20 protein-coding genes are annotated in these 21,471 nt (G+C 71.6%); 6 read left to right on the top strand and 14 right to left on the bottom strand.

The window, feature by feature from the left end; translation table 11 throughout:
- Positions 1–19 precede the first annotated feature (19 nt).
- The gene (locus AB0E24_RS24945) at positions 20–103 is read right to left on the bottom strand and encodes a putative leader peptide (protein ID WP_313905944.1); all 84 of its coding nucleotides are present in this window, start codon (positions 101–103) and stop codon (positions 20–22) included.
- Positions 104–204: 101 nt separating this feature from the next.
- Between AB0E24_RS24945 and AB0E24_RS24940 the strand changes: the two genes are divergently transcribed.
- Positions 205–624 (top strand): YjbQ family protein, encoded by a 420-nt coding sequence (locus AB0E24_RS24940; protein WP_069862053.1) that lies wholly within the window; start codon positions 205–207, stop codon positions 622–624.
- A 154-nt stretch (positions 625–778) separates the two neighbouring features.
- Here the strand turns inward: AB0E24_RS24940 and dacB are convergent, their stop codons facing one another.
- Positions 779–2,125 (bottom strand): D-alanyl-D-alanine carboxypeptidase/D-alanyl-D-alanine endopeptidase, encoded by a 1,347-nt coding sequence (gene dacB, locus AB0E24_RS24935; RefSeq protein WP_079256655.1) that lies wholly within the window; start codon positions 2,123–2,125, stop codon positions 779–781.
- Positions 2,126–2,438: 313 nt separating this feature from the next.
- Between dacB and AB0E24_RS24930 the strand changes: the two genes are divergently transcribed.
- The gene (locus AB0E24_RS24930; RefSeq protein ID WP_359380045.1) at positions 2,439–3,857 is read left to right on the top strand and encodes a DUF1996 domain-containing protein; all 1,419 of its coding nucleotides are present in this window, start codon (positions 2,439–2,441) and stop codon (positions 3,855–3,857) included.
- Between the two features lie 68 nt (positions 3,858–3,925).
- Here AB0E24_RS24930 and AB0E24_RS24925 read toward each other — a convergent pair whose 3' ends face one another.
- Together AB0E24_RS24925 and AB0E24_RS24920 are read right to left on the bottom strand one after the other, a co-directional pair.
- A complete protein-coding gene (locus AB0E24_RS24925) occupies positions 3,926–4,867 on the bottom strand; it encodes a D-alanyl-D-alanine carboxypeptidase family protein (RefSeq protein ID WP_079256653.1) in 942 nt (313 codons plus the stop codon).
- 131 nt (positions 4,868–4,998) lie between these two features.
- Positions 4,999–5,679, bottom strand: coding sequence for an HAD family hydrolase (locus tag AB0E24_RS24920; protein WP_069862061.1), 681 nt, complete (start codon positions 5,677–5,679; stop codon positions 4,999–5,001).
- Between the two features lie 119 nt (positions 5,680–5,798).
- Between AB0E24_RS24920 and AB0E24_RS24915 the strand changes: the two genes are divergently transcribed.
- Positions 5,799–6,833 carry a lactonase family protein gene (locus AB0E24_RS24915; protein WP_359380040.1) on the top strand — a complete coding sequence of 345 codons (1,035 nt, stop codon included), beginning with the start codon at positions 5,799–5,801 and terminating at the stop codon, positions 6,831–6,833.
- A gap of 138 nt (positions 6,834–6,971) precedes the next feature.
- Here the strand turns inward: AB0E24_RS24915 and AB0E24_RS24910 are convergent, their stop codons facing one another.
- From AB0E24_RS24910 to AB0E24_RS24890, 5 genes are all read right to left on the bottom strand, one after another.
- On the bottom strand, positions 6,972–7,970 hold the full coding sequence (locus tag AB0E24_RS24910; protein ID WP_079152886.1) for a sirohydrochlorin chelatase: 999 nt from the start codon (positions 7,968–7,970) through the stop codon (positions 6,972–6,974).
- A gap of 348 nt (positions 7,971–8,318) precedes the next feature.
- Positions 8,319–9,389 carry a BadF/BadG/BcrA/BcrD ATPase family protein gene (locus AB0E24_RS24905; protein WP_435865319.1) on the bottom strand — a complete coding sequence of 357 codons (1,071 nt, stop codon included), beginning with the start codon at positions 9,387–9,389 and terminating at the stop codon, positions 8,319–8,321.
- A gap of 187 nt (positions 9,390–9,576) precedes the next feature.
- Positions 9,577–10,398: an LURP-one-related family protein gene (locus AB0E24_RS24900; RefSeq protein ID WP_079256649.1), complete on the bottom strand. Its 822-nt coding sequence runs from the start codon at positions 10,396–10,398 to the stop codon at positions 9,577–9,579.
- Between the two features lie 39 nt (positions 10,399–10,437).
- A complete protein-coding gene (locus AB0E24_RS24895; RefSeq protein ID WP_069862070.1) occupies positions 10,438–11,115 on the bottom strand; it encodes a uracil-DNA glycosylase in 678 nt (225 codons plus the stop codon).
- Positions 11,116–11,169: 54 nt separating this feature from the next.
- Positions 11,170–12,258, bottom strand: a complete 1,089-nt coding sequence (locus tag AB0E24_RS24890) for a WD40/YVTN/BNR-like repeat-containing protein (protein WP_093702306.1) — start codon at positions 12,256–12,258, stop codon at positions 11,170–11,172.
- A gap of 315 nt (positions 12,259–12,573) precedes the next feature.
- On the opposite strand from AB0E24_RS24890, the gene AB0E24_RS24885 reads away from it, so the two are divergent.
- Entirely contained in the window at positions 12,574–13,653 is a 1,080-nt protein-coding gene (locus AB0E24_RS24885) for an NADH:flavin oxidoreductase/NADH oxidase (RefSeq protein ID WP_099012814.1), read from the top strand.
- A gap of 92 nt (positions 13,654–13,745) precedes the next feature.
- The gene (locus AB0E24_RS24880; protein ID WP_079256646.1) at positions 13,746–14,129 is read left to right on the top strand and encodes an ArsR/SmtB family transcription factor; all 384 of its coding nucleotides are present in this window, start codon (positions 13,746–13,748) and stop codon (positions 14,127–14,129) included.
- Here the strand turns inward: AB0E24_RS24880 and AB0E24_RS24875 are convergent.
- From AB0E24_RS24875 to AB0E24_RS24865, 3 genes are all read right to left on the bottom strand, one after another.
- Positions 14,043–15,431, bottom strand: a complete 1,389-nt coding sequence (locus tag AB0E24_RS24875; RefSeq protein WP_359380033.1) for a nucleobase:cation symporter-2 family protein — start codon at positions 15,429–15,431, stop codon at positions 14,043–14,045. The two genes, AB0E24_RS24880 and AB0E24_RS24875, sit on opposite strands and share 87 nt — an antisense overlap.
- Positions 15,432–15,631: 200 nt before the next feature.
- The gene (locus AB0E24_RS24870; protein WP_359380030.1) at positions 15,632–16,975 is read right to left on the bottom strand and encodes an FAD-dependent oxidoreductase; all 1,344 of its coding nucleotides are present in this window, start codon (positions 16,973–16,975) and stop codon (positions 15,632–15,634) included.
- A gap of 255 nt (positions 16,976–17,230) precedes the next feature.
- Positions 17,231–17,914: a DUF305 domain-containing protein gene (locus AB0E24_RS24865; protein ID WP_079256644.1), complete on the bottom strand. Its 684-nt coding sequence runs from the start codon at positions 17,912–17,914 to the stop codon at positions 17,231–17,233.
- A gap of 192 nt (positions 17,915–18,106) precedes the next feature.
- Here AB0E24_RS24865 and AB0E24_RS24860 point away from each other — a divergent pair, with 192 nt between their 5' ends.
- Positions 18,107–19,588, top strand: a complete 1,482-nt coding sequence (locus AB0E24_RS24860) for an LVIVD repeat-containing protein (protein ID WP_069862079.1) — start codon at positions 18,107–18,109, stop codon at positions 19,586–19,588.
- Between the two features lie 36 nt (positions 19,589–19,624).
- Here the strand turns inward: AB0E24_RS24860 and AB0E24_RS24855 are convergent, their stop codons facing one another.
- Positions 19,625–20,251 carry a TetR/AcrR family transcriptional regulator gene (locus AB0E24_RS24855; protein WP_069862081.1) on the bottom strand — a complete coding sequence of 209 codons (627 nt, stop codon included), beginning with the start codon at positions 20,249–20,251 and terminating at the stop codon, positions 19,625–19,627.
- Between the two features lie 175 nt (positions 20,252–20,426).
- Positions 20,427–21,140 carry an HAD family hydrolase gene (locus tag AB0E24_RS24850; protein WP_359380024.1) on the bottom strand — a complete coding sequence of 238 codons (714 nt, stop codon included), beginning with the start codon at positions 21,138–21,140 and terminating at the stop codon, positions 20,427–20,429.
- Between the last annotated feature and the right edge of the window lie 331 nt (positions 21,141–21,471).

Genomic DNA, 21,471 nt, shown 5'->3' with positions numbered 1-21,471 from the left:
GGGGGAGGAAGGGGAAAGGTCAGCGGTGGCCGGGACACGCGGCGGACGCCACCCGCAGCAGGTCGATATGACCGCGCGTGGTGAGCAGGGCTGACGTATACATGCTCACGAAGCTAGCGAGGACGTCCGGAACCGGTCAACGGTGTCTTGCCCCTCGGACCTTTGTTGCGGGAGTTTTGCGGGGCGGCGTATCAGGATGGAGCCATGAGCACATTCCGTACCCACACCATCAGCGTCACCACCGGTTCCACCGAGACCGTCGCCGACCTCACCGCCGACTGCGAGGCGTATCTACGGGAGGTAGCGGGCGGCGGTGACGGCCTGCTCAACGTCTTCGTCCCGCATGCCACGGCCGGGATCGCGATCCTGGAGACGGGCGCGGGCAGCGACACCGATCTGCTCTCCACGCTGCGCGATCTGCTGCCCCCGGACGACCGCTGGCGCCACCGCCACGGCAGCCCCGGCCACGGCCGTGACCACGTCCTCCCCGCCCTTGTGCCGCCGCACGCCACCCTCCCGGTCATCGGCGGCAGGCTGGCGCTGGGCACCTGGCAGTCGGTGTGCCTGGTCGACACCAACCGCGACAACCCCGAGCGCCAGGTCCGGCTGAGCTTCCTGGGCTGATCGACCGCCGTTGGGCCAGGCGGTCGATCGCAAGGCGGAGCGTCGCCCTCGTACTGGGCGTACTCGGGCGACGCGACAACGCGGCGAGCGGCCGTGCCAGGCGCCGGGAGCAGGGCGCGCGCCCCCTTTGACGACTGACGACAGACGACTGACCCTAGGCCCAGCAGCCGTTGACCGTGGCGGCCAGGCCGTCGAGGGTGTCCTTGGTCGCGGCCGGGTCGGCGGAGGATTCGTTCTCGATGAAGGAGAAGACCTTCCACCGGCCGTCCTGCGCCTTGGTCAGGCCGCTGAGGGCGATGGCGCCGGTCAGCGTGCCGGTCTTGGCCTTGACCTGGCCGACGGCGCACTGGGAGTCCGCGGTGTCGAAACGGCCCCACTCGGGGCCCAGGGTGCTGCCGGCCTCGCCCGCCACGGGCAGACCCTCGTCGATGGAGCGCAGCAGGCCGCGGTAGCGCGGGTCGGTGACCAGGTCGAGGATGTCCGCGACGGTCTGCGCCGGGATGCGGTCCGCGCGGGACAGCCCGCTGCCGTCGTGGATCTGGAAGTTGTCCATCGAGACCCCGTAGTGCCCGCTGAGGACGTCCCGCACCACGGCCGTGCCGTCCTCGAAGGTGGCGGGCCTGCCGGCGCCGAGCGCGGTCATGCGCAGCACCGTCTCGGCGATGTCGTTGTCGCTCTTCTTGAGCATCTTCTTGACCGTCTCGGACAGCGTGGGGGACAGATGGTGTCCCACCGGGACGTCCGTCGCCGGGGCCGTGCCGCGGGTGACCTCGCCGTCCACGGTGACGCCCTGGTCCGCGAGTTGCTGGGCGAAGACCTTCCCCGCGTCGATGGAGGTGTCCGCGGACAGCTTTCCGTCCACCACCAGGGAGCGCACCGGTGAGACCTGGTCGTCGTAGTACGAGTCGTTCCACCCGGTGGCGAGGGTCGGCTCGGCGAAGAGGCTGTCGTCGACGCGGACCTTGACCGAGTCCAGGCCGCCGAGCTTGACCCCGGCGGCGGCGGTCTTGGCGAGCTCGGTGAGGTCGGCGGTGGTCAGCAGGCGGTCGCCGCCGCCTATGAGGGTGAGCGTGCCATCGCCGTAGACCACCTTGGTGGTGAACCGGTGCTCGGGGCCGAGCACGGTCAGCGCCGCGGTGGCGGTGGCCAGTTTGGCGTTGGACGCGGGCATCAGCGCGGTGTCGGCGTTGTGCCCCCAGACGACCTTGTCGGACGCGGAGTCCAGCACGACACCGCTGAAGGTGTCGCCCAGACTCGGGCTCTGGGCACGGGTGTTGAGGTTGTCCGCGATCCGCTGCTCGGCGGGGTCGAGCCCGTCGGCGGCGGCCACGGACTGGGTCGTCGCGGTGGTCTTGGCGGTCTTGTCGGCGGCGAGCGCGGAGGGAGCCGACAGCAGCGCGCCGGTGACCGGGACGGCCGCGACGATGAAGGCGCGGCGCAGCGCGAGGCTCATGGGCTTGGCTTTGCGATGACGCCCGGTGGACGAGGTCGCGCTGGACATGGGGGGCTCCGCGGCGCGTAGAGGGACATTGGGGGGTGTGAAGCGAGGCACTCACTTTAGCCATGGCTGAACGGCTTCGTCCCCGAGGCCGGTGGATATGTGGTGAAGCCGTTGCGGAGATACGCCACCGCACCGACTCCTCCGGCTTTTCACGAGATGTTGCGACCGCCGTTGAGAACGATCGCCTCGCCGTCCGTATCCATCGGCGTCGCGCTGTGCCTTCCAACTCCGGGACGGATGGTGGGGGCGCGGTCCGACGCGGCCGAGGGCAAGGCGTCCCCGGCGTATGGAGACTGCCGATGAGGGGCGAAGGATGAGGAACAAGAAGAGACACAAGCGATCCAGGGTCATCGGGCTGACCGTGGTCGGAGTGACCGCACTGGCCGTGGGTGGCGGGGCTCTCCTGATGACCGACAACGACGCTTCCGCCGCCCGCCAGTCGGCCGGGCAGCGGCAGACGGCGGCGCGAGCGGCGATGACCGTCAAGTGCCCGGATGCCGCGACCCGGCTGTCGAGTGTGCCGCAGCGGGCGCGGCCCACCGTGGACAAGGAACTGGCGACGATGGACAGCCAGGTGGCCGACGCCTACCAGCGGTTGGCCGCGCGCGGCGCCGGCGCCGACCAGGACTGGGTGCGCACCCGGGTGCTCGAGCCGCTGACCGCCCAGCGGCGTGGCGCGCTCAACCGCATCGGGAACGAGATGGACCGGGTGTCGAGCCGCCCGTCCGGCCTGGACACGCTGGCCCCCTGCACCGTGCAGGGAGCGCCCCCCGCCGCCACCCCGGCGGGCGCCACCCCCGCCGCGGGAACGGCCGCCCCCGCCGCTCCGGCCGCGGGCGCCCCGCCGCAGTCCGGCCCGGTGCGGGCGGACTTCGTGGACATCCGCAAGGTGAGGCCGAACGTCAAGAACCCCCGCACCCGGGCCAACGCCTCCCGCGGCACCTTCTCATCGCGCTGCGGACGCAATGAGAACAAGCACTTCAACTCGGACAACGTGATCGTCGCCCCCGGTGTGAGCAACGGCGCCCACCATATGCACGACTACGTCGGCAACCGCGACACCGACGCCTTCTCCACCAACGACGGCCTCGCCGCCGCCGGGACCACCTGCACCAACGGCGACCGCTCCACCCACTACTGGCCGGTCCTGCGGCTCCAGGACGGGACGAAGGAGGTCGACGCCGACCAGCCCGGCGGCGGTACCGAGGGCAATATCGGGCGGATCCTGCGCCCGGCCACCGCGTCGATCACCTTCCGTGGCAGCGCGGTCTCCAAGGTCGTGGAGATGCCCAAGTTCCTGCGCATCATCACCGGTGACGCCAAGTCCTTCACCAACGGCACGGCCAACGCCAATGCCTCCTGGAGCTGCACCGGGTTCGAGAACCGGCAGCTGAAGGACAAGTACCCGCTCTGCCCCAAGGGCAGCAAGGTGGTCCGTACGTTCAAGTTCCAGAGCTGCTGGGACGGCAAGAACACCGACAGCGCGAACCACCGCACCCATGTGGCCTTCGCGGACGCCAGGGGCGCGTGCCCCAGCGGGTTCAAGGCCATCCCGCAGCTGATCCAGCGGATCACCTACAAGGTGGCACCCGGCTCGCTCTTCGCGGTCGACAGCTTCCCCGAGCAGCTGCACAAGCCGGTGACCGACCACGGCGACTTCATCAACGTGATGTCCAACTCGCTGATGAGAAAGGCCGTGAAGTGCATCAACACCGCGCGTAGGTGCGGCTGACAGCCGCCTCGACGGCCCGGTGCCCCGGCCGGATCGGGATCCGGCCGGGGCACCGTCCGCGGAGCGGGTCAGTCCTCAGGAGTGCCCTTGGGGAGCTGACGCCAGGTGACCTTGGTGTTCGCCCGGAAGGCCCAGTCGAGCATCTTCTTCGCGTCCGGGTAGCGCTTGGGCGCGTTGAGGATCACGCCCACGACGGTGCGCCCGTCCCGCTTGGCCGCGAACACCAGGCACCTGCCGGGCGCGGTGCCCGTGCCCGTCTTGATGCCGATCGCGCCGCTGTACGAACCCAGCAGCCGGTTGGTGTTGTTCCAGTAGTACGTCCTGGTCCTGCCGTTGGCGGCCGGCGCCTTCTGGATGGTGTCGACGGACTTGACCACGGTGCCCAGGGTGGAGTTGCGCAGCGCGTGCCTGGCCAGCTTGGTCATGTCGCGGGGCGTGGTGTAGTTCTGTCCGCCCTGCGAGATGCCGTCGAAGGTGTCGTAATGGCTCTTGGTCATCCCCAGCGCGGACGCCTTCTTGTTCATCTGCGCGATGAACGACTTGGTGCGCTTGGCGGTGGTGTCACCGGTGCCGAACGTATCGGCGAGCGCCATGGCCGCGTCGCAGCCGGACGGCAGCAGCAGGCCGTACAGCAGCTGCTTGACCGTGAGCTTGTCCCCCTTCTTCAGATCCGCCTTGCTGCCGCCCACACGCGCGGTGTAGTCGATGTACGACTGCTTGACGGTGACCTTCTTGCCGAGGTCCAGCCCCCGGCTGTCGAGGACCACGACCGCCGTCATGAGCTTCGTGGTGCTCGCCATCGGCCGCTTGGTGTCCGCCGCCTTGGCCCACAGCTGCTTGTTGGCGCTGTTGTCCAGCAGATACGCGCCCTTGGCGCTGACCCCCGTCGGACCGCTCGCGGCCCCGGCGGCCTGGGCCGCGGTCGCCGGCGCGGCGACCGCCACGGCCGCCGCCGAGGCGATGACCGCCGTTCCCCAGCGGCGGATCGCCTTACCCCCACGTCTTTCCATACGCCCTCCGTCTCTCCTGCGACATGCCGGGGAATGTCCGGGCATGTGCATGCGCATCGTCTCACCGGAGGGCCGGGGACCGTGTTCCGGGGTGGCGGCCGCGGGCTGTCGCGCTGCGGGGCCCGGGGGCGTCAACTACCGGCCGTGGTCCACTCATAGGCGCGCCGGGCGTCGAACTCCGGCTGTCCGCCCCGGAAGAGCAGCCCGGCGGAGGCGAACGGCTCGCCGTCCGGAGACGGACCCGCCACGTACGGAACGGCGATACAGCGCATCCCGGCCCGCCGCGCCGCCTCCACCCCGGGACCGGCGTCCTCGACCACCACACACCGGCCCGGATCGACGGACAGCAGCCGCGCGGCGGCCAGGAACACGTCCGGCTCCGGCTTGCCGCGGCCCACGTCCTCCGCGGACACATACAGGGGCAGCAGCGCGTCCAGCCCGGTGGCCTTGAGCGCGGTCTCGATCGCGGAGCGGGACGAGCCGGAGGCGACGGCCAGCGGATGCCCGGCGGCCCTCAGCAGCTCCACGAAGTCGCGCATCGCGGGGAAGACCTCGGTCGTGGCGGCGAGCTCCAGATAGTGCCGGTTCTTGACGGCGAGCAGCTCCTCCACGGGTGCCTCGATGCGGTATCTGCCGCGCAGGGTCTCCAGGGTCTCGCGGGTGCCGATCCCGATGAACTGGGAGTGCTCCTCCCAGCTGAAGCCGGTGATCCCGTACCGCTGGAGGGTTCGCCTCCCCGCCTCGTAGTAGAGGGGCTCGCTGTCCACGAGCGTGCCGTCCAGGTCGAAGATCACGGCGGGCATGGTGTTCATGGGGACAGCATGCCAAGAAGCCGCCACGCCCTTCGCCGGACGGCGTGTTGGTCTAGACCGCTCTGTTACCGTCGGGCCCGAGCGGATACCGGAACCGGAGTCGGCGGAAGGGGAGTGCGGTGGGCGCGACAGGAAGCGGACGGCGGGCGTATATCGGGTCCTTCACCTCGGCGGGGGGTGCCGGGATCACCGTCGCCGATGTCGACGACGAGACCGGCGCGCTGGGGATCCGGAACTCCACGGACGTGGTCGTCAACCCGTCCTATCTGACGCTCGCCCCCGGCGGGCGCATTCTGTACGCGGTGAGCGAGACCGACGACGGCGCGGTCGCCGCCCTGGACGTCACCCAGGATCCGCCCTCGCTGCTCGGGGAGCCCGTGCGGGTGCGGGGCGCGGCGCCCACCCATCTCGCGCTCGCCGGCGGGCAGCTGCTGACCGCCAACTACGGCTCCGGCAGCGTCACCGCGCTGCCGGTGCTGGCGGACGGCCGGCTCGGGGAGCCCGCGTCCGTGTTGCGGCACGAGGGCAGCGGGCCGCATCCGGAGCGGCAGCGGGGGCCGCATGCCCACGCCGTGACACCCGATCCGTCGGGCGGCTGGCTGCTCGCCGTCGACCTGGGGATCGACGCGGTCCAGGTGTACGCGCTGCCCGGACCGCGTCCGCACCGCGAGGTCCGGCTGCGCCCGGGGAGCGGCCCGCGCCATCTGGCGTTCCATCCGCGCGGCGACCACGCGTATGTCGTCAACGAGCTCGATCCGACGATCACGGCATGCCGCTGGGACGCCGCGTCCGGCGTGCTCGAACCGCTGGGCGAGACCCGTGTGCTGCCCGACGGCACGGACGCCGAGACCTACCCCGCCGAGGTCGTGGTCTCCGGGGACGGGCGCTTCGTATGGGCCGCCAACCGCGGTCATGACAGCATCACCACGCTCGCCCTCGACGCGTCCGGCGACCGTATGGAGCTGGTGACCACCACGCCCTGCGGCGGCCACTGGCCCCGCGATCTGACGCTGGATCCATCGGGCCGCAGGCTCTACGCGTCCAATGAGCGCTCGGGAGATATCACCTGGTTCGGCATCGACCCCTCGACCGGGGTGCCGCACCGCGGCGGTTCGGTCCCGGCCCCGGCGGCGTCCTGCGTGGTCTTCGGCTGACGTACGTTCGCCGACGGCGGATACGAGCGGGGCCGACCGCCACGAAGGGGCCGGCGGATACGAGTGGGGCGGCGACCGCCGAGGTCGCCGCCCCCGCTGTCCCGTCCGTGCTGCGCCGCTTCGCCGTCGTCCGTCGTGTCAGCGCATCGCCGGTGACGCCTGTTGCAGCGTGATGCCCATCGCCGCCGCGTACTTCGCCAGCACCAGCTTGCCCACGGCCGGGTACTCGCCCAGCGCCTCGGCCGCCGAACAGCCCGCCTCCTCGGCGGCCGCCGAGATCAGCTCGGTGGAGACCTCCGGGCCGATGAGGTACGGCGCGAGGGCGAGCCGGGCGGAGCCGGCCGAGCGCAGCTGCTCGGCGACGCGGACCACGGCCCCGTCCACGTCCAGCGCGGCGGCCATCACCGGCACCGCGAGGCGCGCGGAGAGCAGCATGCCGGTGATGCCACCGGCCTGCGCCGCCTCGTCGCCGCCGACCGTGGCGAGGATGATGCCGTCCGCGGCGGTCGCGACCGTGAAGAGACGGGCGCGGTCGGCACGGGCCAGGCCCGCCTCCGACAGACGTACGTGCAGGGCCTCCGCGAGCAGCGGATGCGGGCCGAGGACATCGGTGAGTTCGGCCGCCGAGCCGCTGCTCATGATGGCCTGGCGTATCCGGCGCAGCTGCGCGTTGTCCGGGCCGGCGAGCAGCGGGACCACGACGGCCGCGGGGCCGTCCGTGGGGGCCGTGGGGACGGGCGGGACCTCGTTCACGACCTCGCCCGCGGCCTCGGCCGCCGCGATCGCCTCCGCCGCCTCGTCGGCGAGGGCCTTGGCGGCCTCGGCCGCCTGCCGTAGACGTTCGGGGTTCTCCTGGGCGGCGCGCGTGAGCACGGCCTCGAGTGGCGGGTACTCCTCGCCGTCCCCGTCCAGGAAACCGATCTGGGCGTCGAGCCCTGGCATCTCGGAGCGGGCGAGGCTCGCAAGCTCCTCGGCCAGGCGCCGAGCGCCGTCGCTCGGGGCACCCGGGACGGCCAGCACCAGCGGAGGCGCGCCGAGCGGTGCGGCGGCGGGCTCCGGTCGGCGGTGCCGTCCGGGCTGGCGGGGACGCGGCATTCGTACAGGCAGGCCGGACGCGGGCCCTGTGGGGGAGCTCATGGCGCCGCATGTTAGTCGCTCTATGGGCTCGGCTGTTCGGGAGGGGGTGACTGGGGGCATCTGTCCCACTTTGTCGACTGGTGTTGTGTGTTGATGTGCGTTCAGCGGCCATATGTGTTCGAAGAATCGACCATGTGTCCGGAATTGCCGGGCATGGTGTCCCATACGGGGTGCCTCATGGTGAGCGCCCGTACGGGACACCCGTGCCGTGCGGCCCATTTCGGGCGCCCGGTGTGTCCTGCTCGCGTCGTGGCCGCGTTGTGGCCCGCGCCGGGGTGCGTACGGGGCGGCGTAAGGAGCGTCGCACGGTGGCGTACGGGGCGTCGCACGTGGCCCACGGGGCGACGCTCAGACAACGGTAAGCAGCGCCGGGTCCCGTGGCAGCCGCAGCCCGTCAGCGGCCAGCGCCGCCGCGACGCACAGCGCCCCGTCCAGCGGATCCCCGGCCGCCTCCGTGACCCGGACCCCGGGCAGCCGCGCCGCCAGTTCCTCGCGTACGGGCGTCAGCAGCGGCGCGCCCATCCGGAACAGCCCACCGGTGAGCGCCACCTCGCTGGACTCCAGCCGGGGGCAGACCGCTTCGGCGGCCTCGGCGACATGGCGGGCGGCCGCCCGCAGGATCGCCTCCGCGACCGGATCCTCGCTCGCGCACCGCCCCACCTCGGGGGCGAAGGAGGCCAGGACGGCGGGCCGGTCGGGGCGCGGATACAGCTTCCCCGGCAGCCCGGCCGCGGGGCCGAACACGGCCTCCAGACGGGCCAGCAGAGGCTTTGAACCGCCGTCGCGCCCGTCGTACGCGCGCATGGCCGCCTCCAGGCCCGCGCGGCCGATCCACGCACCGCCGCCGCAGTCACCCAGCAGATGGCCCCAGCCGTCGGCGCGCCGCCAGCCGCCGGTGGCCCGGCGGGCGTCCGGGCGCGCGGCCGGGGCGTCCGCGCCGTCTGGACCGTGCGCACCACCAGGGCCGCCCGTCCCGGGCACACCGGACGCGCTGCCCGGGGCGCTCGTGACGGATGCGCCGCTCGTGCCGCCCGTCCCGGACGCGTCGCCCGCGCCGGACGCGCTGCCCATGCCGGATGTGTCGCCTGCGCCGCCCACGCCCTCCGTACCGCCCGGCCCGCCGCCCGAGCCCTCGGGCACCGTGCCCAGGGCGATCAGGCCCGTCCCGGCCGCGACGACCGCACCGGGGCGCTGGCCCAGCGCCCCGGCGTAGGCGGTCACCGCGTCGGCCGCCAGGGCGAGCCGCCGTACGCCCAGGGCGTCGGCGAGCGCGTCCGGGAGCCTGGCGCGCAGATCGTCGCCGAGGGTGGCCATGCCCGCCGCACCGACGCAGACCGCGCCGAGGCGCCGTGCCCCGGCCTCGTGCAGCAGCTCCCGGGCGGCGGGCAGGACCCGCGCCAGCAGGCCCGCCGCGTCGATGCCCCGGTCGCCGACCGCGGCGGGTGTGGACGAGGACCACGTCAGTGGCGCGGACCAGCTCGGTGGCTTCCCCGCGGAGCCACCGAGTACGTCCGTACGTGCCACGCCCACCCGTACGCCGGAGCCGCCCGAATCGATCCCGAGCACATGCGTCGCCGCATCGCCGGGCGCCGTATCGCCCACCGGCTCAGCCGAACCCGCGCGAGTCCTGCTTGAGCGCCGTGTCCACGGTGAGGGCCGTGGCGATCACAAGGCTCAGCAGCGGGTCGGGCAGCTGGCGGTGGATCTGGAGGACGTAGTTGTCCGCCGTCGTGAACATCGTCTTCGCCAGGCCCTCCCAGGTCTTGGTGATCCGGGCGATCTCGCTGTCGGTGTGGTCGACGATGGCGAAGTTCCAGGCCCGCCAGTTCTCCGCCTTGATGGCGCCGATCTGCTGGCCGTTGACGTGGATGCCGAAGTTGATTTTGCCGAAGACGTTCTGCTGGACGATCTCACCGACCGGCTGTCCGTCCGGGCGGGTCACCAGCACCTTGGACTTCACGAACTTCGCGGGCCGGGTGAGCACCAGATGCGGCTGCCCGTTGGCGTCGCGGATCTCCAGCTTGTGCGTCATGAACTGGTCGAGGCTCGAGACGAACCGCGCGACCTTCTTCATCGTGCTCTGGCCGACCTGGACCACCGAACCGATGGTGCGGCCGTGCTGGTCGAAGACGCTGTACTCATTGGTGAGCTCGATCAGCTTGGCCTTCTGGTTCACCACCAGCACCGGTTCGGTGAACAGCGAGCCGCCACCGCCCGCCGTGGGTCCCACATGTGCCTGCTGCTGCACCTGGTGCTGGACCTTGGCGGGGTTGGGATTGGGCGGGGCGGCCTGCTGAGGCGGGGGCTGTCCGGGCTGGCCCGCGTGGGTATGCGAGGTCCACTGGGCGCCGTCCCACCAGCGCAGCTGGTTCGGCGTGCCCTCGGGGTCGGCGTACCAGCCCGCGGGGGTGTTCGGATGCGTTGTCATGGCGGGCAGACTACCCTTCGCCCACCTGGAACGATCGGGTCAGGGAAGGCGCCAGTCCACGGGTTGCGCTCCCTGCTGTACGAGCATGTCGTTGGCGCGGCTGAACGGGCGGGAGCCGAAGAACCCGCGGTCCGCGGACATGGGGGAGGGATGCGCGGATTCGATGGCCGGGAGGCTGCCCAGCAGCGGCCGCACGTTACGGGCGTCGCGGCCCCACAGGATGGCCACCAGCGGGCGGGCGCGCTCGGCCAGCGCCCGGATGGCCTGCTCGGTGACCTCCTCCCAGCCCTTGCCGCGGTGGGCGGCCGGGCGGCGCGGGGCCGTGGTGAGCGCCTTGTTGAGCAGCAGGACGCCCTGCCGGGTCCAGGGCGTCAGATCGCCGTTGGACGGGCGCGGCAGACCGAGGTCGGTGTGGAGCTCGCGGTAGATGTTCTCCAGACTGCCGGGAAGCGGCCGGACCTCGGGCGCCACCGAGAAGCTGAGCCCCACCGCGTGTCCGGGCGTCGGATACGGGTCCTGACCCACGATCAGCACCTTCACCTCGTCGAAGGGCTGCTGGAAGGCGCGCAGCACATTCGGCCCGGCGGGCAGATAGGTGCGGCCTGCCGCGATCTCGGCCCGCAGGAAGTCACCCATCGCCGCGACGCGTTTCTCGACGGGCTCAAGTGCCTTGGCCCAGCCCGCTTCCACAATTTCATTCAAGGGTCGTGCTGCCACACCGCGTCACTCTAGTGGCTCAGCGCGTGGCCGCGTGCCGCTTCGCGATCACTCTCAGCCGATCACGGCGGCCCGGACACACAGCACATCCGGGAGATGACGGGCGATCTGCCGCCAGCTCTCGCCCTCGTCGGCGCTCGCGTAGACCTCGCCGTTGCGATTGCCGAAGTAGACCCCGGCCGGATCGGCGTCATCGGTGCGCAGCGCGTCTCTCAGCACCACCCCGTAGTGGGGCTCGCCCGGCAGCCCGGCGCACCGCTCCTCCCAGGTGGCGCCCGCGTCCTCGGTGCGGAACACCCGGCAGCGGTACTCCGGGGGGTAGCGGTCCGAACCGTCGCTGGCCGGGAAGACGTAGACGACGCCGCCGCGGCGCGGATGGACGGTGACCGCGAAGCCGAAGTCCGCCGGGAGGTCCTTGCCGATCTCGGTCCAGTGCGCGCCGTCGTCGTCGCTGCGGTACACCCCGCCGTGGTTCTGGAGGTAGAGCCGGTCCGGGTCGACCGGATCCCGGGCGATCTTGTGGACGCACTGCCCGAACTCCGGGTACTGATCCGGCAGGAACTCCGCCTTGAGCCCGCTGTTGGACGGCTCCCAGCTCTCCCCGCCGTCCGCGGAGCGGTACACCCCGCCGGAGGACACGGCGACCATGAGCGCCCGCGGGTCCCTCGGATCGGTGACGACGGTGTGCACGGCCTGCCCGCCGAACCCCTCGCCCCACTCCGGCCGCTGGGGGTGGTCCCACAGGCTGCGGACGAACGCGAAGGTCTCCCCGCCGTCCTCGGAGCGGAACAGCGCCCCGGGCTGGGTGCCCGCGTAGACCACCCCCGGCTCGTCGGGCCCGGCCGGCTGAAGCTGCCACACCCGCTCCAGCGAGGTGCCGGTGCCCTCCGGGAACTTCACCGCGGGCTCGGCGGGCTCGTGCCAGGCGGCCCCGAGGTCGTCGGAGCGGAAGACCGAGGGGCCCCAGTGCGAGCTGTCCGCACCGGCCAGCAGCCGGGGGCGGTCGCCCCGGGTGTCGATGCCGACGGAGTACACCGCCTGCATGGGGAAGTGGGGGCCGGTGAAGTCCCAGCCCCCGCGGCCGCCGGAGCGGCCGAGGAAGAGACCCTTGCGGGTGCCGACGGCGAGCAGGACATCGTTCATGACGGCTCATTCCTTGGAGCATGAGATGGGGAGCATGAGATGGACGGCGGAACGAAAACGGCGAAAGGAGATCGGGGGGTGGCGGATCGGTGGGCGGATCGATGGAGGAGAAGGGGATGTGTCCGTCATCACAGAGTCTGCACCCCACCACTGACAACGGGCCGGAAGTCATCCGCGCCACCTCGGGCCACATGCGTCACAGCAGGTCACGGGCCTCATACGAGGGATTTCGTAATTTGACGATCGTCGTACTACGGTAGTTGCCGTACAAGGCGGCGGTCCGGCCGGGCCGCGCGAGGAGAAACGGAGACGTTCATGAGTGCCCTCTTCGAGCCCTTCACCCTGCGGTCGCTGACCATCCCCAACCGCCTCTGGATGTCGCCCATGTGCCAGTACAGCGCGGACCCGGACGAGGGCGCCGGCGTTCCGCACGACTGGCACTTCGTCCACTACGGCGCCCGTGCCACCGGCGGCACCGGGCTGATCCTGGTCGAGGCGACGGCCGTGTCCCCCGAGGGCCGCATCAGCCCCGGAGACCTCGGCATCTGGAACGACACCCAGGTCGAGGCGTTCCGTAAGATCGTCGGCTTCCTCAAGGCGCAGGGCACCGTCCCCGGCATCCAGCTCGCCCATGCCGGCCGTAAGGCGTCCACCGACGCTCCCTGGAGGGGCGGCGAGCCGCTCGCCGCCGACCAGCGGGGCTGGCAGCCGCTGGGGCCGAGCCCGGTCCCGTTCGACGAGGGCCACCCGGTGCCGGACGAGCTGTCCGAGGAGGGCATCGGCGAGATCACCCGCCAGTTCGCGGACGCCGCGCGGCGCGCGCTCGCGGCCGGTTTCGAGGTGGCCGAGATCCACGGCGCCCATGGCTATCTCATCGGCGAGTTCCTCTCCCCGCACAGCAACCACCGCACCGACGGCTACGGCGGCTCCTTCGAGAACCGCGCCCGCTTCGCCCTGGAGGTCGTCGACGCGGTCCGCGCGGTCTGGCCGGAGGAGCTGCCGCTGTTCTTCCGTATCTCGGCCACCGACTGGCTGGAGGAGAACGGCTGGACCGCGGATGACACCGTCCGGCTCGCCGCCCTGCTGAAGGACCACGGAGTGGATCTCCTCGACGTCTCCAGCGGTGGCAACGCCGCCGGTGTGCGCATTCCGGTGGAGCCGGGCTACCAGGTGCCGTTCGCCGCGCGGGTGCGCCGGGAGACCGGGCTGCCGGTGGCCGCGGTCGGGCTGATCACCGAGGCGGAGCAGGCCGAGAAGATCGTCACCAACGGTGAGGCGGACGCCGTCCTGCTGGGCCGCGAACTGCTCCGGGACCCCTACTTCGCCCGCCACGCGGCGGCCGAACTGGGCGGCCGGGTGCACAGCCCGGACCAGTACCACCGAGCGGTCCGGTAGCCGGGACCGCCACCATCCCGTTCGGGCTTGGAGTAGTACGGCGATCGTCAAACTACACTGGAGGTCCCGGAACGAGGCGATGAGGAGCAGCCGTGCAGACGCAGACCACGCCGACCGCGCCCCAGCCCCAGACGACCGGGCGCTCGCTGGAGCATCCGCGGCGCGAGGAGATCCGCCTCGAGGATGTGCTGCACGCGCTCTCCGAACCCATGCGGATGCGGGTGGTGCGGACGCTCGCCGAGGAGCCGGGCGAGCTGTCCTGCTCGGTCTTCGACCTGCCGGTCAGCAAGTCCACCACCACCCACCACTTCCGGGTGCTGCGCGAATGCGGTGTGATCAACCAGATCTACCGGGGCACCGCCAAGATGAACGCCCTGCGCCGCGATGACCTAGACGCGCTGTTCCCCGGTCTGCTCGACAGCGTCCTCGCCGCCGCGGCCCTCCAGGAGGGGCGCCTCGGCGGCGACCGGGGCTGAAGTCCGCCCGGCCGGCAGGTGGTTGAAGAGCAGGTTGAGCGCGATCGCGGTGACACACCCGGCGCTGATCCCGCTGTCCATCACCGTCTGGAACCAGTCCGGGAACTCCTTGTAGATCCCCGGCACGCCGACCGGCAGCAGCCCCACGGCGACCGACACCGCGACCACGGTGAGGTTGTGGTTGTCCCGGAAGTCCACCCCGGCCAGCGTGCGCAGCCCGCTCGCCGCGACCGTACCGAACATCACCAGGCCCGCCCCGCCCAGCACCGGGGCCGGGATCGCCGCCACCACCGCCCCCAGCTTCGGGGCCAGACCGAGCAGCACCAGCATGCCGCCCGCGGCCGCCACCACCCAGCGGCTGCGCACCCGGGTCATTCCCACCAGGCCGACGTTCTGCGCGAAGGCGGTGTACGGGAAGGTGTTGAAGACCCCGCCGAGCACGGTCGCGGCGCCGTCCGCGCGCAGTCCGTTCGCCAGCCGCCGCGCGTCGACCGGGCGCTCGGTCAGCTCGCCCACCGCGATGAAGTCGCCGGTGGTCTCGGTCATCGTCACCAGCGCGACGACCAGCATCGACACCACGGCCGGAGTCTCGAACACAGGGGTGCCGAAGTGGAACGGGGTGGACACGCCGACCCAGTCGGCGCCGCCCACCCCGGAGAAGTCGGTGAAGCCCAGCGGTATCGCGGCCGCCGTCCCGGCCACGATCCCCACCAGCACCGCCACCCGGCTCAGGAACCCGGGCGCGAAGCGCTGCACGGCCAGGACGAGGACCAGCACCCCGACGGCCAGGCCCAGGTTCTTCGGCGCGCCGAAGTCCGCCGCGCTCTGGCCCCCGGCCGCCCAGTTGCCCGCGACCGGCAGCAGCGAGAGACCGATGACCAGTATCACGGTGCCGGTCACCAGCGGCGGGAAGAACCGCAGCAGCCGCCCGAAGACCGGCGCCAGCACGATCATCGCCACCCCGGCCACGATCACCGAACCGTAGATCGCGCGCAGCCCGCCGCCCTCGGTGCCGATCAGCACCATCGGGGTGACCGCCGCGAAGGTGCAGCCCTGCATGATCGGCAGCCGGACGCCGAACCGCCACAGCCCCACGCACTGGAGCACCGTGGCGATACCGCACAGCAGCAGATCGGCGTTGATGAGATACGCCAGATCGGCGGGGGACAGCTTCATCGCCCCGCCGACGATCAGCGGCACGGCCACCGCGCCCGCGTACATGGCCAGCACATGCTGAAGCCCGAAGGCGGCGAGCCGGCCGGGCGGCGGCACCTCGTCCACGGGATGGCGTACGGACGTCATGGCGGCTCCTCGCGCGGCGCAGGGATGGGCGACGGATCAGGGTGACGCGACCGTAGAAGGCTTAAACAATCTGTTGATTTCAGGGGTGTTGCCGTCGTGTGTCAACCCCTTGGACCGCGTGGAGACCCGTGAACCGCCCGTCCGGCCGCAGGGAGCCGGGGCCGCCGCCGGAGGCCCGGCGGCGGTTCACCCGGCCCGGTTCACTCCTGTCCGCGCGCCGCGCCCAGCAGCCCCGTCCAGTCCGGGATCTTCACCTTCGTACGCCCCAGCGCCTCCCCGAGCGCCTCCTCGGCCGCCTCGATCCGCAGCCAGCCGGTCCACTCCACCGGCTCAAGACCCGCCTCGCGCAGCGCCCGCAGCGGATCCGCCGCCACCGGGCGGGCGGCGAGCACGTCCGCGTCGGCCAGCAGCGAGGCCACGGTCTCCTTCGCGCACGGCCGGTTGGTGCCGATCACCCCGGTCGGCCCGCGCTTGATCCACCCCGCCACGTACTCCCCGGGCGAGGGCTCGCCGCCGCGCAGCACCCGCCCCGCCGCGTTGGGTACCGTGCCGCGCTCCTCGTCGAACGGCAGCCCCGGCAGCGGCACACCCCGGTAGCCCACCGACCGCAGCACCAGCGGCGCCTCGATGTCCTCGAAGACCCCGGTGCCCGCGACCCCGCCGCGCCCGTCCGGCGCGGTCCGCTCGAACCGCACCGCGCGCACCGCACCCTCGCCGAGCAGCGCCACCGGCCGCAGGAAGAACCGCAGATGGATCCGGCGCGCCCGGCCCGAGGGCTCGCGCCGCGCCCAGTCGCGCAGCACCTCCACATTGCGCCGGTTGAGCCCCGGCAGCCCCGACGGGTCCCCGTACGCCGGGTCCAGCGCCAGCTCCTCGGGGCGCACCAGCACATCGGCGCCGGTCAGCGAGCCCAGCTCACGCAGCTCCTTGGTGGTGAACTTCGCCTGCGACGGCCCGCGCCTGCCCACCATATGGATATCCGAGACCCGGCTCTCGGACAGCGCCCCGAGGGCCGCGTGCGGCACATCGGTGGGCCTCAGCTCCTCCGCCCCGCGGGCCAGGATGCGCGCCACGTCCACCGCCACATTGCCCACCCCGATGACGACGGCGGAGCCCGCCCCGAGTGCGAAGGCGTCGCCGGTCGCGTCGGGATGGGCGCTGTACCAGGAGACGAAGTCGGTCGCGGAGAAGCTGCCCGGCAGCTCCTCGCCCGGAACGCCGAGCCGCCGGTCGGTCGCCGCGCCCACGCAGTAGACCACCGCGTGGTAGAGCCCCAGCAGCCGCTCGGGCACCAGCGGGGGCGGGCCCACATGCACATTGCCGAGAAAGCTGACCCGGGGGTGCTCCAGGACCGCGCGCAGCGTGTTCTGGAGCGACTTGATCTTCTCGTGGTCGGGCGCCACACCGTAGCGCACCAGCCCGTACGGACAGGGCAGCCGGTCCAGCACATGCACCGACACCTCGGGGACAGCCTGCTGCTGGACGAGCGCTTGGGCCGCGTACACCCCGCTCGGCCCGGATCCGACGACCGCGACGCGAAGCACGAAGGAGCTCCTTCCGCAGGATGTCTCCAGCATCCCACCCGGCGGGGCGCCCTGTCCGGCACTACGCGCCGGGGGACCGGTCCGGGTGACGCCTCCGGGCGTGATCCCCGTACGGCCTGGTCCGGTCCTGACGCGACCCCCTCCGGCCGCGGACGCCCGAGAGGTCAAGCTCCGCACCCCGGCACCGCGAGGCACCCCGGCACGGCGAGGCACCCCCGGCACCGCGACGCGCCCCCTACGGTCGCGGGCGCCCCGCTACGTCATCTGGCGCATCCGCCGGATCTCGCTGCTCTGCTGCGCGATCACATCGTTCGCCATCTCCTCCACCCGGATGTTGTTCCCCTGGGCCAGCAGATCCGTGGCCATGGAGACCGCGCCCCGGTGATGGGTGATCATCAGCTTGAGGAAGAGCGCGTCGAAGTCGGCGCCCTTGGCGGCGCGCAGCCGCTCGAGCTGGGCCGCGGTGGCCATCCCCGGCATCTTCGCGTCATGGCCCTCGTGGCCGCCCCCGTCGCCGCCCTTCGGCTCGCCGCCGTCCGTCTTCTGCCAGGCGCGCATCGCCTCGATCTCCGGCTTCTGCCCGGACGCGATGCGCTCCGCGAGCCGCTCGACCTTCGCCGACCCGGCCCGGTCGGGGGCGAGGTCGGTCATCACCAGGGCCTGCCGATGGTGCTCGATCATCATGCGGACGTAGGAGCGGTCGGCCGCGTTGGGGGAGTCGTCGTCCCCCGCCTTCGCCGCCTCCTCGGCCGACAGCTTCTTGGCCGCCTCGCCGGGCTTGCCCGGCGCGATCACCGCGGGCTTTCCGTCCTTGCCCGTCGCGGAGTCGGCCCCGCCGCCGCTCTCCGCGTCACAGCCGGTCAGGACGAGTGCCAGAGCGGCCACCGCCGCGGCGGCCGCGAGGGATGCGGTGTGGAGCGTCGTACGGCGATTCAACACCGTGGCCTCCTGGGGCGCTTGGGATCCGCAGACCGTCTTAGCACGTCAGCGACGCCGCCGGTCCGGGCGCGTTGGGAAAATCTCTTTACGAACATGTTGCTACCTGTTGTGGTGTACATGGATAGAGCGATACTTCCCCCGGTCCGTGAACCGTTCAACTCCGAACGGAGACGGCGACTAAGGGAGGACGCAGTGAAGCCGTGGGAAAGACCTCCGCAGCGGCGCAGATATCTCGGCGCGGCCGCGGCCGCCTTCGGTCTGGTGGCCACCTTGCTGGCCGCCGGCCCGGCGGCCGCGACGCCCGACCCCGGTGACGCTCCGCACAAGGAGCGGGTGACCAGCGGTCAGCAGGCGGAAGCCAAGGCCGCCATCGAGAACGGCGACATTCCCGGCGTGGACCAGATCGTCCACAGCGACAATGTCAGCCACCTCACCAACATCCCCAAGCAGGACCTCAAGGGCGTCAACTCCGACCTGGCCTTCCAGGGCAAGTACGCCTTCGCGGGCAACTACGACGGCTTCGTCATCTACGACATCAGCCGGCCGAAGAGCCCGAGGATCGTGAGCCAGGTGCTCTGCCCGGGGTCGCAGAACGATGTGTCGGTCTCAGGGGATCTGCTCTTCCTCTCCACCGACTCCTCGCGCAGCGACAACTCCTGCAACAGCACCACCCAGCCCGCGACCGAGAAGTCCTCCTGGGAGGGCATGAAGGTCTTCGACATCAGCGACAAGCGGAACCCGCAGTACGTCGCCGCCGTCGAGACCTCCTGCGGTTCGCACACCCACACCCTGGTGCCCGAGCGCAAGGACGTGTACATCTACGTCTCCTCGTACTCGCCCAGCGTCACCTTCCCGGACTGCCAGCCCCCGCACGACGGCATCTCCGTCATCAAGGTGCCCCGTAAGGCGCCCGAGAAGGCCGCCGTCATCGACTTCCCCGTCCTCTTCCCGGACGGCGGAAACCCCGGCCAGCCCACCAACCCCGGCGTCTCCCAGACCACCGGCTGCCATGACCTCACCACATTCCCCGAGCTGAAGCTGGCGGCGGGCGCGTGCATGGGCGACGGCATCCTGCTCGACATCGCCGACCCCGCGAAGCCGAGGGTCATCGACCGGGTCGAGGACAACGTCAACTTCGCCTTCTGGCACTCGGCCACCTTCAACGAGCGCGGCACCAAGGTCGTGTTCACCGATGAGCTGGGCGGCGGCGTCGCCGCGACCTGCAACGCCGAGGTGGGCCAGAACCGCGGTGCCGACGGCATCTACGACATCGTCGGCAAGGGCGACAAGCGCAAGCTGGTCTTCCGCAGCTACTTCAAGATCCCGCGCCACCAGGCCGACACCGAGAACTGCGTCGCCCACAACGGCTCGCTGATCCCGGCCAAGGGCCGCGACATCATGGTCCAGGCGTGGTACCAGGGCGGCGTCTCCATCTGGGACTTCACCAACTCCGACAAGCCCAAGGAAATCGGCTACTTCGAGCGCGGGCCGCTCTCCGGCGACACGCTCATCACCGGCGGCTCCTGGTCCGCGTACTACTACAACGGCTACATCTACTCCAACGACATCGACAAGGGCTTCGACGTCCTGAAGATCGACGACCGGCGCACCGACAGCGCCGCCTCGGTCCGGCTGGGCGAGCTCAACACGCAGACGCAGCCCGACTACCGCTGAGGGTCCGTCCCTCACCCATGAGTCACCTCTGAGTGCTCATCGACTCCCGTCGGGCGGCTCCTCGCCCGGCGGGAGTCCGAGCTCCCAGTCCAGTCCATAGCGGTGGAACAGCTCCGCCCGCAGCCGCTCGGGCGGCATCGGCGCGCCCGGCAGCAGCACCGCGACCACCGCGCCCATCAGCAGGGCCCGCAGCAACCGGTAGTCGGTCTCGGGGTCCTCCGAGCCGTACCGCGTGACGGTGTCCCGCAGCAGACCGGCCAGCCGCTGCTGCTCGGGGCACTGGATGAAGCCCTCGGCCGTGAGGATCCCGGCCATATGCGTGCGCATCAGCCGCGGCCGGTCCCGGGCCAGCCCGAGGATCGCGTCGATCGCCCGCGCCAGCAGCTCCCGCCCGGCGCCCTCGCCCTCCGGACGCGGCTCCCGCTCGAGCCCCCGGGCCAGCTCCATGTGCATCAGCCGGTGGACGGCCGTCTGGAGCAGCTGCCGCTTGCCCGGGAAGTAGTACGAGACCAGGCCGCGGGCCGCCCCGGCCCGGTCGGCGATATCGGCGAGGGTGGTCGCCTCATAGCCGTGCTCGCCGATCAGCTCGACCGTCGCGTCCAGCAGACGGACTTGGGATCGGCGGCGCAACTCCTCATTGACCGACGGGCTTCGGGGGACCATGCTGTAACTCCTGCGTTGGCTGGCTGTCAGCCAATATACTCAGGGGGCGTTGGGTTGTCCGCCGATCCTCTGGGGGGCGGCCGCATGTCTCCGCCGGTTCGGGCGACACGGGGGGATCGCCCGAACCGGTGGGTGCGGCCGCGGAGGCTCCTTCGGGGCCCCGTCCTCGGGGAGTTCAGGAGGTCGCGGCGGCGTCCGGCAGCAGGCCGAGAATCGCGCGCAGGGCGTCCGGGCGCCGGTCCACCGGGAGGTGCTCCACCAGGTGGACCCGGCAGCCCAGGGCCGCCGCTCCCGCGTCCGCCCGTTGGTCGTCGCCCACCATCACGGCGTCGCCCGGATCCACCTCCAGCGCGTCGCACGCGGCCTGGAACAGCCCCGGATCCGGCTTCTGGACGCCGTGCTCGTACGAGAGCGCATAGACGTCCACCAGCCGGTCCAGACCGTGGGCGCGGAAGACCGGGCGCAGATCCCAGCCGATGTTGCTGACCACCGCGATCCGTACCCCGCGCCGGCGCAACTCGCCCAGCACCTCGGCGGCGTCGGGATAGGGCCGCCAGGCGGCGGGCTCCATATGGCGGTCATACAGGGCGTCGTAGAGCCCGGGGCGGGGCAGCGGCACCTCGCGGGCCAGACCGGTGTAGGCCGCCCGGTGCGACTCGGCACTGCGGTCCCGTACGCCCCACACCTCCTCCAGAGGCGGCGGCACCGCGAGTGGCGCCGCGCCGCCGGGAAGCGCGCCGGCGTCCTCCAGGGCCCGTGCGTACCGTACGAACTCCTCCTCCGGGAGGACGGTCCGGCTCCGCTCCAGCACGGTGCGCAGCCAGGACTCGGTGGACTCGATTCGGAACAGCGTCCCGGAGAAGTCGAACAGCGCGCCCTTGACGGTCACGGTTTACGCTCCCTCGTCTCTGATCTGGCCAGTAGCCAGAACTTCGGGCATCGTATGCCGAGGGCACGGCCCCGGATCGGTCCCCGGCGCATCCGTTTCGGCCGATTTGCAAGCAGATAAATCCCGGCCGAATCAAGGCGAAGGATTTAGGGGAATCATGGGGTGGCGGCCGTTTATGGTCGCGATGTCGTGGTGATCATATGGGGGACAATCCCCGCAACTCCGCGACCGAGTCGGGGCATGCGATATCTGCTGAGGGCGAGGAGGTTGCCGGCAATGACACATGACATGACTTTGGGGCAACCGGGGGATGACCGCGGGTTGGGCACTT

The organism is Streptomyces malaysiensis subsp. malaysiensis (genome assembly GCF_040653035.1).
GTDB classification, from domain to species: domain Bacteria; phylum Actinomycetota; class Actinomycetes; order Streptomycetales; family Streptomycetaceae; genus Streptomyces; species Streptomyces malaysiensis.
Note: the sequence above shows the minus strand (reverse complement) of the source record. Positions and strands in the feature narration are given on the sequence as shown.

Excerpts from the sequence above, each read along its gene's own strand:
- AB0E24_RS24945 (WP_313905944.1), bottom strand. The coding sequence starts at position 103 with ATGTATACGTCAGCCCTGCTCACCACGCGCGGTCATATCGACCTGCTG.
- AB0E24_RS24940 (WP_069862053.1), top strand. The coding sequence starts at position 205 with ATGAGCACATTCCGTACCCACACCATCAGCGTCACCACCGGTTCCACC.
- dacB (WP_079256655.1), bottom strand. The coding sequence starts at position 2,125 with ATGTCCAGCGCGACCTCGTCCACCGGGCGTCATCGCAAAGCCAAGCCC.
- AB0E24_RS24930 (WP_359380045.1), top strand. The coding sequence starts at position 2,439 with ATGAGGAACAAGAAGAGACACAAGCGATCCAGGGTCATCGGGCTGACC.
- AB0E24_RS24925 (WP_079256653.1), bottom strand. The coding sequence starts at position 4,867 with ATGGAAAGACGTGGGGGTAAGGCGATCCGCCGCTGGGGAACGGCGGTC.
- AB0E24_RS24920 (WP_069862061.1), bottom strand. The coding sequence starts at position 5,679 with ATGAACACCATGCCCGCCGTGATCTTCGACCTGGACGGCACGCTCGTG.
- AB0E24_RS24910 (WP_079152886.1), bottom strand. The coding sequence starts at position 7,970 with ATGAGCTCCCCCACAGGGCCCGCGTCCGGCCTGCCTGTACGAATGCCG.
- AB0E24_RS24900 (WP_079256649.1), bottom strand. The coding sequence starts at position 10,398 with ATGACAACGCATCCGAACACCCCCGCGGGCTGGTACGCCGACCCCGAG.
- AB0E24_RS24890 (WP_093702306.1), bottom strand. The coding sequence starts at position 12,258 with ATGAACGATGTCCTGCTCGCCGTCGGCACCCGCAAGGGTCTCTTCCTC.
- AB0E24_RS24885 (WP_099012814.1), top strand. The coding sequence starts at position 12,574 with ATGAGTGCCCTCTTCGAGCCCTTCACCCTGCGGTCGCTGACCATCCCC.
- AB0E24_RS24875 (WP_359380033.1), bottom strand. The coding sequence starts at position 15,431 with ATGACGTCCGTACGCCATCCCGTGGACGAGGTGCCGCCGCCCGGCCGG.
- AB0E24_RS24855 (WP_069862081.1), bottom strand. The coding sequence starts at position 20,251 with ATGGTCCCCCGAAGCCCGTCGGTCAATGAGGAGTTGCGCCGCCGATCC.